Here is a 13,766-nt window from a genome sequence, read left to right as displayed (position 1 = left end):
CCTCGCATGCGGGAGGCGAAGGGTGCATTTGAGAGGTTGACCCCGCGAATGTGGCGGGCCTGAAGCACCTTGCGACTGCACCGACGGGCAGCGCGACTGTGCGGACGGGCAGCACGCTGCTAACGTGCGACCGTGCTGCTCTCCGACCGAGACATCCTGGCCGAGCTCGACGCGAAGCGGGTCGCGCTGGAACCGTTCGATGCTGCGATGGTGCAGCCGTCGAGCGTCGACGTACGGCTGGACCGCTTCTTCCGGGTGTTCGAGAACCACAAGTACCCGCATATCGACCCCGCCGAGGAACAGCCGGATCTGACCCGGCTGGTGGAACCCGACGGCGAGGAACCGTTCATCCTGCATCCTGGCGAGTTCGTGCTCGGCTCGACGTACGAGCTGGTCACCTTGCCCGACGATGTCGCCGCCCGGCTCGAGGGCAAGTCGTCACTCGGCCGGCTGGGCCTGCTGACGCACTCGACCGCCGGCTTCATCGACCCCGGCTTCTCCGGGCACGTGACCCTCGAACTGTCGAACGTCGCCACCCTCCCGATCAAGCTCTGGCCCGGTATGAAGATCGGCCAGCTGTGCTTCTTCCGGCTGTCCTCCCCGGCCGAGCACCCCTACGGTTCGGCCAAGTACGGCTCCCGGTACCAGGGCCAGCGCGGCCCGACACCGTCCCGCTCGTACCGCAACTTCCACCGCTCCGACATCTGACCGCAGAAACACCGCAAACACCAAGGCCCCGGGAACCGCCAATCGGTCCCGGGGCCTTGCTCTGTGTCAGGCGGTCGGTTTCAGGTAGACCAGGATCGTCTCGAGCTCCGAGCTGCCGTAGCCGCTGCTCTGCGGCGTCTGCGTGTAGACACCGCCGTACCGCGATACCGCGTCGGGTGACCCCTGGGTGCCGCTGTACTGGCTCATGTCGCTGCCGCCGGCGGACGCGCCGTCCGACGGAGAGCTGCCGTCCGACGGCGTGTCACCGGATGTCGGGGAGCTTCCGTCGGAGGGCGTGCTGCCGGCGGACTCGCTCGGGCCGCCGGACGGTGCTCCGCTCGGCAGGTCCTGGCCGGTGTTCGCGTCCAGCAGCACGGCCTTCTTCTCGGTCTGCACGTACGCGACGCCGTGAAACGCCGTGCCCAGGTCGGGCACGACGCGGCTCCCGGACTTGGTGGTCCAGCCCCAGGCCTTCTTGCCGGTGGTGTCGTCGAATCCGAAGATCTCGCTGTGCCCGGTGGCCGCGTTCTCCCGGCAGATGATCGCGCTCGCCTCGTCCCACAGGCAGCTGTAGCCGCTGGAGTCCCGCGCCGACAGCTCGGGCACCGACTTCACCACCGCACCGGTCGTCAGGTCGACGGAGAAGAGCGAGGCGACGTCCTCACCCCCGTAATTGTTGTCCTTGTAGACCGTGCCGTAGAAGTACGCGTGCTTGGCGCCACCGGCGAGCGGCACCAGGTTCCGCTGCTTCAGCGGCACCTGCTTCGTGATCTTTCCGCTCGCGCCGTCCGCGAGCACGACCGTTCCGTCGGGGTTCGACCGGTCGCTCGAAACCTTGGACCCGGCGACGACACCATCGTGTACGGCGGCCGCGACGATCCCTGGAATGACGGTCACCTTCTTCGTCTTCGGGTCCGCGAACAACGTCTTGTTGCCGTCCGCGCCGACCCCGATCGCGACTTGGCCGTTCTCCGGGTCGTACTGAAGGCCCTGCAGGTTCGGCGTGCCCTGCGCCGTCGGGCCGGTCCCGTTCACGGTGCTCACCGGCGTGGAGATCTCGACGAGCTTCTGCCCGGAGTCCACGTCGATCCACTGGATCAGCACCAGGCCCTGCGGCTTCTGCGTACCGTTGCCCTTGTCGGCCTCCGCGTACGCGACGACCGCGATGTCCTTGCCGTCGACCTTGACGCCCACCGGCGCGGTCACGTCGCTGACCGTGGTCGTCTCCGCCGCGGTCGACTTGACCACCCAGGACTTGCTCGGGTCGGCGACGTTGTTGCCGATCAGGCCGTCGCGGTGGCCGACCAGGGCCACCTGACCGACCATGCCTGCTCTGGCCGAGTCGTAGAAGTCGCGGGTCTGGACCTTGGACACCGGGAACGCCGCGGCGGCGGTGAAGGCCTTGGGCGGGTCGAACTCGGGGATGCTCGGTGCGGTGGGGGTCGGGGAGGCGCTGGATTGTCCGTTGCTGTTGCCGGACTCGGCCTTCTTGTCGTTGCCGCCGCAGCCGGCGAGCAGGATCAGGGCGGCGGTGACGGCAGTGGTTGCCACCAGCGGACGCAACATCGTTGGTTACTCTCCCCAAAAGTCGACCGAGAATGATCGACTGAACGCTAGCAGTGCGCGCGGGTCCGTCAGGGGTTTATCCACAGGGGTTGCAGGAAGCTGCAGAACTACCGGTTGCTGCCTGTCGCGGGTTCACCAAGCCGAGCCGCACCAACAGCGCGTACAGCTCGGAGCCACCGCCCACCGGCAGGCCAGGCAGCGGTACGCCGGTAAGTGGCGCGCCCGTCAGCGGTAGGCCGTTCATCGGACGATGGAGAGCCCGGTCCCGCGGTGGCGGGGCTGTGGCCCGGGCAGGGGCTGGTTGAAGGAGTCTGAGGTACTGCGGACCGGCTCCAGCTTGTCGGCGAGCCGCCTCAGCGCGGCGGCCAGTCCCTTCCGCGGTCCGCCCCGCGGCTGCCGGTCGGAGCGGTGAGCCCGCGCCTCCGCCGCCCGCACCTGCTCGGCAACGCGGTACCGGGCAACTTCCTGCTGTTCGCTGATCATGATCGTGCTCCCCTCGCTTCGTCCCCGTGCTGATGGTGTTTTCGGCAGTGCTTCGCCCAGGTCCCGCCGCATTGAGCAGCGGCGGCGGGACCTGTAGTGGGTGTGGCTGAGGTCAGACCTTGACGACGGTGATGTCGCCGGAGACCGTGCGGGCGCGCAGCATCAGGGCGCGTTCACCCTCGGCGGGCTGCTGGCCGGGCTGCAGGTCGCACCGGATCCGGCCGGTGACCGTCTTCAGGTCCAGGTACGTCGGGAGACCGTCCGGTACCCCGATCTGGACGTCGCCGCGGGCCGTTTCGGCCTGGACGCTCGGTGCGTCGGCGAGCTCGACCTTGACGTCGCCGGAACCGGAGGTGGCGACCGAGTGGTCGCGGATGCGCTCGACGGTGATGTCCCCCGAGCCGACCTTGATGGTGGTCGGGCCGGAGGCGTCGCCGACCTTGACGTCACCGGAGCCGGTGCTCAAACCGAGCGCGTCACCGGCCTCGTCGACCTCCACCGACCCGGAGCCGGTGGTCACCCGGGCCACGCCGGCGACATGCCCGACGCGTACGTCACCACTGCCCGTGTTGACGCCGAGGTCCCCCTCGACGCGATCCAGCCGTACGTCACCGGAGCCGGTGTTCAACCGGGCCGGACCCAGCGGCACGTCCACGACGATGTCGCCGGACCCGGTCTTGATCCGGGCCGCCAGGACCGCGGAGGTGGCGATCCGGACCTGGATCTCCGGCCCGCGGCGAACGTTCCGCGGTCCTTCGACGATCAGCTCACCGTCGACGACCTCGACGATGACGTCCTCCTCCGGGCCGCTGTCGACCTCGATCGCCGCGGCGGTGCCTTCGCCTTCGGTGTTGGCGACCAGCTCGACCCGGCCGGAGCCGATGTCGATCCGGACGCGGTCGATCCGGTCGTTCTCGCCGTCGTTGATCTGGGTGCTGAAGCCGTTCATTCGGCCCACCCCGTCACGCGTTGGCCCGGGCCGTGCCCGCCCCGGCGGCGCTGGTCTTTGTCCTCCCGGCGGCGGTCCTTGTCCTCCCGGCGGCGGTCCCGGTCGTCCCGGCGGCGGTCCCGCTCCCAGCGGCCGCGGTCCGGGCCGAAGACACCCTCATCACCGAACGGTCCGTTCGGGCCGAACACGCCGTTCGGGCCGAAGACGCCCTCGGGTCCGAGCGGTCCGTTCGGACCCAGCGGGCCCTCCGGGCCGAACACCGGGCCGCGCGGCGGGCGCGGTGGCCGCGGCGGGCGGCCGCCACGGCGACGGTCGCTGAGCTCGGTCATCACGGTGCGCATCAGCCACGCGTTCGAGGAGATGCCCTCGGCGGTGGCGGCTTCGTCCACCTTGTTCTTGATCGACATCGGCAGCCGCAGCGTGATCCGCGCGGTCGGCTCGTCGGCGTCCGGTACGAACTGCTCGGCAGTCTCGGTGTCCGGCTCGTCGTCGATGTCGTCATCGGTCTCGTCCGGACCGGTCAGCTGGCTGGGAGCCGGCGTGACCACGAACTCCGGGCGGCCACCGGCCATCCGCAGTTCGACCGAGCCCGGGGACAGCTCACGGCTGATCTCCCCGGCGGCGTCGGACAGGGCTGAGATGAGGGCCAGCCGGCCCGCGTCATCCAGCGTTGCCCCGAGGCGCTGAGCCACGGAGCGAGTTTGCTCGTCGGCCAGGGCGGTGGCGTTCTCAACGCTCCGCCGGACCGACTCGAGGTAATGGTCAAGTTCCATGACGCAATCATGGCGTCATAGTGACGTCACTGTCAACCCCAGTGATGTCATTAAGCCGTCAAAGTGGCGGCACCGGCACAATGTCACGCAGCCAGACTGTGTCGGCCAGGGAGGAAACGTGTCCAGAGGAGTACTCATCACCGGTGCGTCCAGAGGTGTCGGGGCGGCGGCCGCGTACGCGTTCGCAGCCGCCGGCGACCGGGTCGTACTGCACTGCCGAGGTGCCGTCGAACGCGCCGAACAGGTTCGCGCCGGACTGCCCGGCGAGGGCCATGCGGTGGTCGCCGCTGACCTCGGCGATCCGGCCGCAATCCCTGCCCTGGTAGGGGATTCGGCCGCCGTACTGGGCCGGATCGATGTCCTGGTCAACAATGCCGCGATGTTCGTCGACGAACCGGTCGCGGGCTCTCGCCGGGTCGGCCATCCACTACCGGAAACGTCCTACGAAGACTGGGTCGCGACCTGGCGCCGTACGCTCGCCGTCAACCTCGAAGGCGCCGCGCATGTGACCTGGTGCGTGGCCCGGCAGATGCTCGACAACGAGCCCACGGACGGCGTACGCCGGGGTGCGATCGTCAACGTCGGCTCCCGCGGCGCGTACCGGGGTGAGCCTGACGTCCCGGCGTACGGGGCCTCCAAGGCGGGACTGCACGCGCTCGGGCAGTCCCTGGCGGCATCACTGGCGCCCCATGACATCACCGTGACGTCAATCGCGCCCGGGCTCATCGCCACCGACATGACCGAGACGTTCCTGACCGGTCCCGGCGGGGACGCGATCCGGGCGCAGAGCCCGTTCGGTCGCGTCGCCACCGCCGAGGAGGTCGGAAAGGCGATCCATTGGCTCGCGTCAGCCGAGGCGAACTGGGCGAGCGGAGCGGTCCTGGACTACAACGGAGCGTCGTACCTGCACTGAGTGCACCACGTAGGCGGTGATCGCCCAGACCACGGCCAGTACCGCGATCGGGAACACGTTGCCCTGCTCTTCGGTGAACAGCGCGATCAGCCACAGGTTCACCGCGGCGTGCATGACGGTGGCGATCACCAGGTTCGTACGCCGGGCGCCGGCGAGCACCGCGCCCATCACAACCGACATCGACGTCGCCATCACCACGAACAGCAGCATGAACACGATTCCGTTGGCGAACCCACCGATGTGCCAGAACCCCCAGAGCAGCCCGACGATCAACGACGAACGCAGCACCGAGAAGCGCGTCTGCAGGTACGGCTGCAGGTAGGCGCGCCAGCCGAGCTCCTCGCCCGCGGCACCGATCAGCATCGTGATCACCAGCGCCCAGACCGGGAACGGCAGGCTCTCCGCCCGCCAGGTCTGCCCGGCGATCACATGCACCAGGACGGACACGAGCATCGCCGCCGTGACGATGCCGACGACCAGAGCGCTGCGCCCGGCCACCATCGGGACCGGCGTGAAGCGCGCGGCGACCCTGGTCGTCCGGCGGAAGAGCAGGTACATCACGCCCACACCGAGCGCCGGCGCGAACTGCACCAGCTGGATCAGGTCCGTACTCGGACCGGTTGCCGACTGCAACGCGTTCAGCAGGCCGCTGAAAGTCATCGTGGCCAGGTAGAAGACCACCACTCGCAAGAACACCGTTACTCCTGGTTGAGGTAGGGCGCGATCATCAGGTCGAGCTGCTCGGTCAGGAACTCGGTCAACGAGCCCCAGCCGTTCACCGCCCAGACCTGGAGCGAGCCGTCGAAACAGACAAGGGTGTGCCGCGCCAGCGCCGGGACGTCGGTGTCCGGGCGGAGCTCGCCGGCCTCGATCGCGGCGCGGTAGAAGCGGTCGCAGACGTCCACGATCGCCGCCGAGTACGCCAGCGCGTGCCGCCGGAACTCCGGGTCGGCGATATCGAGCTGGACGAACCCAAGCCCGTTGCCGAGCTCCTCGCGGCGGGTGATGTGGGCGACGGCGGACAGGGCGAAGTACCGGAGGTTGGCCAGCGGCGACCCGTCCTGGGCCGCCGCCTGTTCGGCCGCGTACTGGACCATCAGCGGTGATCGTGCGGCGGAGGCGAGCAGCAGACCGCGCTTGGACCCGAACCGCTGCATCAGGGTCGGCGGCGCCAGCCCGACCTTGGCCCCGACCGCCGCGAGGGTCAGTTTGACCGGTCCGAGCTCGGCCAGCACCTGACGCGTCGCATCCAGGATCGCGTCGTCGCTCACCAGCCGGGGCCGGGCCATGTCGGTACCTCCGAGTTTGTGAATTGCCATTCGCTAATACACGAAATCGTAACAGATCCTTGTTCGCTCAGTTAGTCAGTGACAAAGGGTGAGGATTCGGATACCTGGAGAGGGGTCCGGACCGCGAGCCCGCAGTCCGGTCCACCCGTCCGTGACCGGGCTCGTCGTACTACGGGAGCCTCTTCATGCGCATCGCCCGCATCACCATTGGATTGCTGCTGGCACTGGCAGGCCTGGTGGCCACCGCCGCCGGAGCCGTCGCGGCCTTCTGGCTGGTCGGCCCGGACAACACGATCTCGACGTCCGCCCGCGGCCTCACCAGCACCGGCGTCGCGGTCGTCACCGCGCCCGCACTGCTCGACCGGCACGGCCCGACGCTGCACGTCACCGCGACCGGCGACAAGCCGCTGTTCGTCGGCATCGGCCAGGACCTCGACGTCAGCGACTACCTGTCCGGCGCCGAGCACACGCGGCTGACCCGGTTCGATCCGCCGCGGACGTTCGGTACGCAGGAGATGCGTGGGCGTACCAACAAGCTGACGCCGCCGGGTGACCTTGACTGGTGGGTCGCGCAGTCGGCGACCGGTACGCAGTCGGTCAGCTGGCCGATCCAGGACGGCAAGTACGACGTCGTCGTGATGAACGCGGACGGCACGCCCGCCGTGAACGCTCAGGTCAGCTTCGGGATCCAGGTACACCGGCTGTTCGGCATCTGCCTGCTGGTCCTGGGCGCCGGCATCCTCGTCCTGGCCGTTGGCCTGACCCTCATCCTCCGCCGCCGCCCCGCGGAGCAGTCGGCCGCTGTCGCGGAGCCGGGCCGAAGCGCGGAGCTCACACCCGAAGCACCAGTCCGAGTGCCGGCAGCCGACGCACCCGCTCCGGCGATGCAGTCAGCCGACGAGTTCGACTACAGCGTCTCCCCGTTCGCCCCCGAGCGAGTCAGCCCGTTCGCACCAGCCCGCTCCACCAACCCCACGCCTACCGCCGAAGCACCGCTCACCGCGGCCGAGCAGTTGCAGCCGGCAGCCGCCGCTCCGGCTGGAGCAGCCAGCGCGGGTGGACGCGCCACCGTGAGCAAGGCGGGTCGCCGCGCGAGCACCGAGGGCGTGGGTGCTGCCGCTGCCAGCGTGGGTGCGGGCCGCCCACAACCTGCTGCTTCTCGGCCGGGGCATACGGCTCTTCCTGCTGCGCCGGTGTTCATGTCGCCTGCGGCGGTGGCTCGGGCCAAGGCGCCGGTGTTGATCGGGAGTGGGGCGGCGCATTCGGTGAGCGCTGAGCCGGAGATGCGGATTGCGGAGGTCGACGAGAACGACAACGTTCCGTTGGCCGCGTCACCTGAGTTCGAGAAGAGTGATGAAGCAGTGCGCCGGACGGCCGCGTTGCTGGCGAGTGGTGCGCTGCTGCTCACCACGACGAGCTGCGGGCTGGTCCCGCCGAAGAACAGCCTGACCGCGTCGGAGAGCCGGCCGGCGGTCACGCTCGCGGACGCGCAGACGATCGTGCAGCACTACAACGAGGTCAACAACAAGGCGAACCAGACCCGCGACGCCAAGCTGTCCGCGACCGTCGAGGGCAACCCGACCCTCGCGCAGACGCAGGCCGGTTTCCTGATCGGCCGGAAACTCGATGCCGCCGGCAAGGACACTTCCAAGCCGTTCACGTACACCAACCCCGAGATCGGCGCGCCGCAGTTCTCCTCGTACCCGATGCGGTTCGTGGTCAGCTCCGGCATCTCGAACGCGCCCGGCAGCCGCCAGCTCGGCGTCTGGCAGCGGGAGAACGCCGGCAGCCCGTGGTTGCTGACGCATTCGGTCTACCCGTCGAAGACCGTCACCCTGCCGGCTGTCGACGGCTTGCGTACGCCCGAGCCCGCCGACCTGAGCCAGCTCGACCAGCAGCCCGAGGCCGTCGCCCAGGACCTCGCGACGTACCTGACCGCCGGCCCGAAGGCTCCGCAAGCGAAGCGGTTCATCGCGTCGCCCAGCCTGACCAGCCTGCTGCAGCAGCGCTCCTCGTCGAAGCTGAACGACACCGCCGAGCCGTACATCGCGAGCGTGACCGACGCGTTCCTCCCGGGCGGGCGGCCGTTGTCGTTCATCACCACGTCCGGTGACGCGCTGGTGTTCCTGACCCTCACCGAGCAGTACCTGCAGCGGGTCGAGCCGGGTTCGAACGCGTTCTGGACCAGCGGCGAGGCGACGGCGTTCAGCAACGGGGCCAAGTACACGCAGACGCTGCACCAGGACTACCTGCACCAGGTGGCCGTGGTGATTCCGTCGAAGGCGAACGGCGGTCCGGTCCGGGTGCTGTCGATCGATCCGCAGCTGATCGGCGCGGGCGGCGCCTGACCACCCACCGGAAGCGGCCGACCAGTAGAGGCCGGCCGGGCGGTGGCGGCAAGAAGATGATGGCAAGCGGTTGCCGAAAGATAGTTTCGGCTGGTTGACTCTCGGCGTCAGGTTTTCCCTTCCGCCTGGGAGTACCAGTGGACGTCACCCGCCGCCGCCTGCTGTCCTTTGTTCCCGCCACCGCGCTGCTGACCGCCGTCAGACCGGCGCCGGCTGCCCAAGCCGCAGTGCCCGACCACCTCATGACGGACAACCCCAGCCAGCTGCTAGCCAACGCGATCGCGATCTACGCCGGTACGCCGGAGTCGAACGCGCGCCCCGAGGTGGCCGCCAAGATCGCCGCGATGGACAGCACGGCGCGTACGTGGCTGTCCGCGCTCGACCGCGCCGGCGCCGGCGAACTGTTCGCCGGCCTCCCGCTGGGCACCAGCGATCCGAACCTCAGCGCGTCGTACCAGCACCTGTACGAGATCGCGCTCGCGTACCGCCGGCCCGGTCCGGCCTCGGACCTGCAGGGCAACGAGCAGGTACGGACCAGGATCGCGGACAAGCTGAGCTGGCTGCACGACAACTACTACGGCGACCAGTCGAAGGGGTACTACGGCAACTGGTTCACCTGGGAGATCGGCATCTCCACGTACGTGTCGAAGACGCTCGCGCTGATCAACGCCCCGACCGGCCTGATCACCCGGTACGTGACGTCGATGGACGCGTACCTGCGGAACGGCAAGAACGGTGACGTCGACCTCGACTCGCGCTTCCACACCGGCGCGAACCTCGTCGACATCACCGCCAACCGCGTACTGCAAGGCGCACTGCTCAACGACGACGCGCGGCTCCGCAAGGCGTTGCAGGACCAGTTCACCGTCTTCGCCACCGTCGACCCGTACAACCTGCAGCACGGTGTCACGGACGGGTACTACGTGGATGGTTCGTTCGTGCAGCACGCATCGGTCGCGTACACCGGCTCGTACGGAAAGGCCCTGCTCAGCCGGGTCGTGCAGACGATCAAGGTGCTGGCCGGGACCGAGTACGCGCAGAGTGACGATCTGGTCGGCGTCGTGCAGGGTTGGGTCGAGCACGGGTTCGCGCCGCTGATCTTCGAAGGCTGGATGATGGAGATCGTCAAGGGCCGCGCGGTTTCCCGGACGGCGACCGGGTACGACGATGTCGCCGTGGTGGTCGAGGCGATCGTCGACCTGGCCGACTACGCGACCGGCGCGGACGCGGCCCGGCTGAAGGCGTTCGCGAAGTTCACCGCGCGGCCGACGATCAACGTGAACGGCTTCGCCTCGCCGGTCAGCATCGGCCGGTTCGCGGACCTGAAGGCGGACGCGTCGATCGTCCCCGCCGACCTGAACCCGGCCGCGAGCACGACGGCGTTCAACGCGATGGACCGGACCGTGCACCGGCGGCCCGGGTACGCGTTCGCGCTGGCGCGGAACTCGGAGCGGATCAGCAAGTACGAGTACATGAGCGGCGAGAACCTGATGCCCTGGTTCCAGGGCGACGGCGCGCACTACCTGTACCTGTCCGGTGAGGATCAGACGCGGTCGTTCGGCGTGGACTACTTCACCAGCGTTTCGCCGTACGCGCTCGGTGGCGTGACCGCGCCGGTGGAGACGAGGAAGACGATCCCGGAGCTGTACGGGAAGCAGTACTACGACAATCCGGCTTTGGATTTCACTCCTTCGTCTGAATCTCAGAACACTTACGTCTACTTCCCGACCGGCACCAATGTGCACTCCGGCGGCGCCACCTTGGACGCGTACGGTGCGGTCGGCTGGGTGCAGTCGGACGACTTCGCGTACGCGTCGCGGGCCGAGCTTCCGTCTGATTTCGTGGTGTACCAGAACGCGTCCGCGACCAAATCGTGGTTCCTGCTCGACGACGAGATCGTCGTACTAGCGGCCGGCGTCGGCGACGCGAACCGTGCGGTGACGACGACATTGGACACCCGGATCGCGGCCGCGGGCGATGCGGTGTCGGTGACCGGGATGCGCCGAAACGGCGGCAAATGGTCTGGCGCCGGAGCGGTCGACCCGCGCTGGCTGCGCTACACGAACGGCACGGCTTCCGTTGGGTACCACTTTCTCCAGCCGGCCGCATTGACGGTGGATCTGCAAACGGTGACGCGTAGCCGACGGTTGATCAGGGCAACCAATCCGGACACGGCCGTGACCAAGCAGGTGTTCGGTCTGACGTACACCCAGGCGGCCGGTTCGACTCGATCGCTCGCGTACACATTGGTGCCCAACGCAACGGAATCGGCGATGCGCTCGTACGCGCACGGGCGGATCGTGCTGCTCGCGAACACCGTTGAAATGCAGGCGATCCAGCATCTCGGGCTGCGGCTGACGGGCGTGAACACGTTCGCCCGGGGCGCGCACAACCTGCCCGGTTTGACCATCGACGGGCCGGCTTCGTTGCTGATGCGGCGTCAGACCGGCGGGGCGGTTTCGGTCGCGATGTCCGATCCGACGACGAAGCGGGACAGCATCACGGTGAACCTTTGGGCCCAGTACCTTCGCGCCGCGGCGCCGGTGCCCGGTGTGCAGGTGACGCGGACGGTCACCGGAACCAGGCTGACCTTCACGACGCGGCACACCTACGGGAAGAGCTTGGCGATCAAGCTTCTTCCAGGGTGGTGATCAGGGCCTGCATGGTGCGTAGCGTCGTCCGCAGGTCTTCCACGTCGACGGACTTCGCGAGCTCGGTCGTCCAGGGCCCCTGGGCGACCGAGATCTGACGGATCGCCCAGTAGCCCGCCTCCGTACAGGCGAGCAGCTTGGCGCGGCGGTGCGCCGGATTCGGCCGGTACTCCGCCAGGCCGCGCTCCACCAGCAGATCCGCGATCCGTTGTACGCCCTGCCGGCTGACGCCCATGATCCGGCCGACGTCGGCGACCGAACGCGGCTCTTTCAGGACGCCACCGAGCACCTGCCACCAGGCCGCCGTCATGTCGCCGTGCTGGGCAAGGTCCTGCGCGGCCTCCATCAGGCGCGCGTTCAGGCGGAAGGTGGCGAGGATGACGTCCGTCACCACCACCCCACCCTCGGACCGCTTCCCAACCTCAGGCCAGTCCTCCCGCGGCGGAACACTCATCCGCTCATCATCCAGCACGCCGCACCATCACCCTCCGAGTGCCCCGCACGCGCCACGGTCGCCCGACGAGTGCTCCGTCCGCGGAGCGATCATGCGAGGAGCATTCCGTCCGCCGGCGGTCATCCGACCAGGACGCCGTACGCTGCCGGGTCGGCGCGGTGGAACACGCCCTCGTACGCCTCCAGCTTCTTCTCGTCGGCCAGCTTCAGCCGAGCGAGCACCGCGCGAGCGAACTGTACCGGCGAGTCCGGCCCCGCCGTGATCAGATCCCCGTCCACCACCGCACGCTCGTCGACGTAGTTGTCCGAACCTTGGTAGCCGGTCGACATCTGCAGGTACTCCTTCGCGGCACTGGTGTGCTTCCGGTCGTCCAGCAGGCCGGCCCGCGCAAGCCCCGCGGTCGCTCCGCAGATCGCAGCCACCGGTACGCCCACCGCGAGGAACCGCCCCGCCAACTCCGCGAACGCGACCCCACCACCGGCATCCCACTCCGCCGACCCCGCCAGCACCAGCAGATCACCCGCATCCGGCGCGACATCCGCGATCGTCACGTCCGGCACGATCCGCATCCCACCCATCGTCACCACCGGCTCCAGCGACTCCCCCACGGTCACCACAGTCCACGGCGTCCCGGTGAACCGCCCAGTCCGCAACTCCACGGCCAGGTATCCGATCTCCCAGTCCGCCAACGTCTCATAAACCGCCACATACGCTGCCCTCATAGACAACATCTTGTCATCACGACAACATGTTGTCAATAGGGTCCCGCCACCCCCGCCGACCCAAACGCCTCCCCAAACCGGTTTGGGGCGGCCAGCAACCGCGACCGGGGAGTTCTGCCGCCCAATTCGGGCGGGCAACCCTCCCCAAACCGGTTTGGGGAGGTGGGCGGGCAGCGAGTGTCAGGAGGGGGCGTCGACCGGTAGGCCGGCTGTCCGGGCGGCGTCGGCGAGGCGTTTGTCGTACGTCACGAACGAGACGAGTGGCCCGGCGCGTTTCGCGGCGGCGAGGTGGATCGCGTCCAGGCTGCGTACCTCGGCCGGCTGCACTGCCTGCGCCACGATCCGGCCGGCGGCGTCGAGCTCGGTCAGGTCGATCAGGTCGAGCACCCGAGGCAACCGCTTGATCGCCGACGGGGCGTGCCGCGCGAGCGCCCGGAAGGTCTCGACCTCAGCGAGGACCGAGCTCACCCACGGCACCTCCGCACGCTCGTCGAGCCACTTCCGCAGCGCCTGTGACTCAGACTCGGCATGCACCAGCTTCACGATGGCGGCCGAGTCGAGGTAGATCATCAGCGCTCACCCTCTCGCTCCCGGGACAGCTCCGCGGCCACGTCGACCCCGTCCGGCTCCCCGAGCGATATCTCCAGCACCGCACGCCGCATCTCCACGGCCCGCTCCTGCCGCAACGCCGCCTCGATCACCGCATGCCTGATCACCGCCGACCGCCCGCCCCCCTGCCGCATCAACACCTCCAAGGCATGCTCGGTCTCCCCATCGATCCGAATCGTGACAGTCTCAGCCATCCCCCCACTGTAAGACATTTCGTCTTACATCACCAGGAACCCTCGTCGCGAGCCTCGGGTATCGCGGGCAGCCGTGCCGCAGCCGGACCATCCGGCCAGGGCATCGA

Annotated in this window: 14 protein-coding genes; 4 read left to right on the top strand and 10 right to left on the bottom strand. The window is 68.7% G+C overall.

Annotation, left to right across the window (positions count from 1 at the left end; translation table 11 throughout):
* The first annotated feature begins 132 nt into the window (after positions 1-132).
* On the top strand, positions 133-708 hold the full coding sequence (dcd, locus tag ABD260_RS00435) for a dCTP deaminase (protein WP_344231254.1): 576 nt from the start codon (positions 133-135) through the stop codon (positions 706-708).
* A 66-nt stretch (positions 709-774) separates the two neighbouring features.
* On the opposite strand, the gene ABD260_RS00430 is transcribed toward dcd, so the two are convergent.
* The 4 genes from ABD260_RS00430 to ABD260_RS00415 form a co-directional block, all read right to left on the bottom strand.
* On the bottom strand, positions 775-2,274 hold the full coding sequence (locus ABD260_RS00430) for a hypothetical protein (protein ID WP_344231253.1): 1,500 nt from the start codon (positions 2,272-2,274) through the stop codon (positions 775-777).
* A gap of 240 nt (positions 2,275-2,514) precedes the next feature.
* Positions 2,515-2,757, bottom strand: coding sequence for a hypothetical protein (locus tag ABD260_RS00425; RefSeq protein WP_344231252.1), 243 nt, complete (start codon positions 2,755-2,757; stop codon positions 2,515-2,517).
* 112 nt (positions 2,758-2,869) lie between these two features.
* On the bottom strand, positions 2,870-3,706 hold the full coding sequence (locus tag ABD260_RS00420) for a DUF4097 family beta strand repeat-containing protein (RefSeq protein WP_344231251.1): 837 nt from the start codon (positions 3,704-3,706) through the stop codon (positions 2,870-2,872).
* The gene (locus tag ABD260_RS00415) at positions 3,703-4,479 is read right to left on the bottom strand and encodes a hypothetical protein (RefSeq protein ID WP_344231249.1); all 777 of its coding nucleotides are present in this window, start codon (positions 4,477-4,479) and stop codon (positions 3,703-3,705) included. The genes ABD260_RS00420 and ABD260_RS00415 overlap by 4 nt, the downstream gene beginning before the upstream one ends.
* 118 nt (positions 4,480-4,597) lie before the next feature.
* Between ABD260_RS00415 and ABD260_RS00410 the strand changes: the two genes are divergently transcribed.
* On the top strand, positions 4,598-5,392 hold the full coding sequence (locus ABD260_RS00410) for an SDR family NAD(P)-dependent oxidoreductase (RefSeq protein WP_344231248.1): 795 nt from the start codon (positions 4,598-4,600) through the stop codon (positions 5,390-5,392).
* Here ABD260_RS00410 and ABD260_RS00405 read toward each other — a convergent pair.
* Both ABD260_RS00405 and ABD260_RS00400 read right to left on the bottom strand, forming a co-directional pair.
* Positions 5,327-6,088, bottom strand: coding sequence for a CPBP family intramembrane glutamic endopeptidase (locus ABD260_RS00405; protein WP_344231247.1), 762 nt, complete (start codon positions 6,086-6,088; stop codon positions 5,327-5,329). The genes ABD260_RS00410 and ABD260_RS00405 overlap by 66 nt on opposite strands.
* A gap of 2 nt (positions 6,089-6,090) precedes the next feature.
* Positions 6,091-6,681, bottom strand: a complete 591-nt coding sequence (locus ABD260_RS00400; protein WP_344231246.1) for a TetR/AcrR family transcriptional regulator — start codon at positions 6,679-6,681, stop codon at positions 6,091-6,093.
* Positions 6,682-6,866: 185 nt separating this feature from the next.
* On the opposite strand from ABD260_RS00400, the gene ABD260_RS00395 reads away from it, so the two are divergent.
* Both ABD260_RS00395 and ABD260_RS00390 read left to right on the top strand, forming a co-directional pair.
* Positions 6,867-9,029 carry a DUF8094 domain-containing protein gene (locus tag ABD260_RS00395; protein ID WP_344231245.1) on the top strand — a complete coding sequence of 721 codons (2,163 nt, stop codon included), beginning with the start codon at positions 6,867-6,869 and terminating at the stop codon, positions 9,027-9,029.
* 137 nt (positions 9,030-9,166) lie between these two features.
* The gene (locus ABD260_RS00390; RefSeq protein WP_344231244.1) at positions 9,167-11,680 is read left to right on the top strand and encodes a polysaccharide lyase family 8 super-sandwich domain-containing protein; all 2,514 of its coding nucleotides are present in this window, start codon (positions 9,167-9,169) and stop codon (positions 11,678-11,680) included.
* Here ABD260_RS00390 and ABD260_RS00385 read toward each other — a convergent pair.
* The 4 genes from ABD260_RS00385 to ABD260_RS00370 form a co-directional block, all read right to left on the bottom strand.
* Positions 11,658-12,134, bottom strand: coding sequence for a MarR family winged helix-turn-helix transcriptional regulator (locus ABD260_RS00385; RefSeq protein ID WP_344231243.1), 477 nt, complete (start codon positions 12,132-12,134; stop codon positions 11,658-11,660). The two genes, ABD260_RS00390 and ABD260_RS00385, sit on opposite strands and share 23 nt — an antisense overlap.
* 119 nt (positions 12,135-12,253) lie before the next feature.
* On the bottom strand, positions 12,254-12,856 hold the full coding sequence (locus tag ABD260_RS00380) for a DJ-1/PfpI family protein (protein WP_344231242.1): 603 nt from the start codon (positions 12,854-12,856) through the stop codon (positions 12,254-12,256).
* Positions 12,857-13,036: 180 nt separating this feature from the next.
* Positions 13,037-13,426, bottom strand: a complete 390-nt coding sequence (locus ABD260_RS00375) for a type II toxin-antitoxin system VapC family toxin (RefSeq protein WP_344231241.1) — start codon at positions 13,424-13,426, stop codon at positions 13,037-13,039.
* The gene (locus ABD260_RS00370) at positions 13,426-13,659 is read right to left on the bottom strand and encodes a hypothetical protein (RefSeq protein ID WP_344231240.1); all 234 of its coding nucleotides are present in this window, start codon (positions 13,657-13,659) and stop codon (positions 13,426-13,428) included. Before ABD260_RS00370 ends, ABD260_RS00375 begins: the two co-directional genes overlap by 1 nt.
* Positions 13,660-13,766: the final 107 nt, after the last annotated feature.

Source organism: Kribbella hippodromi (genome assembly GCF_039531045.1).
GTDB classification, from domain to species: Bacteria; Actinomycetota; Actinomycetes; order Propionibacteriales; family Kribbellaceae; genus Kribbella; species Kribbella hippodromi.
This window is presented reverse-complemented; position numbering and strand designations above follow the sequence as displayed.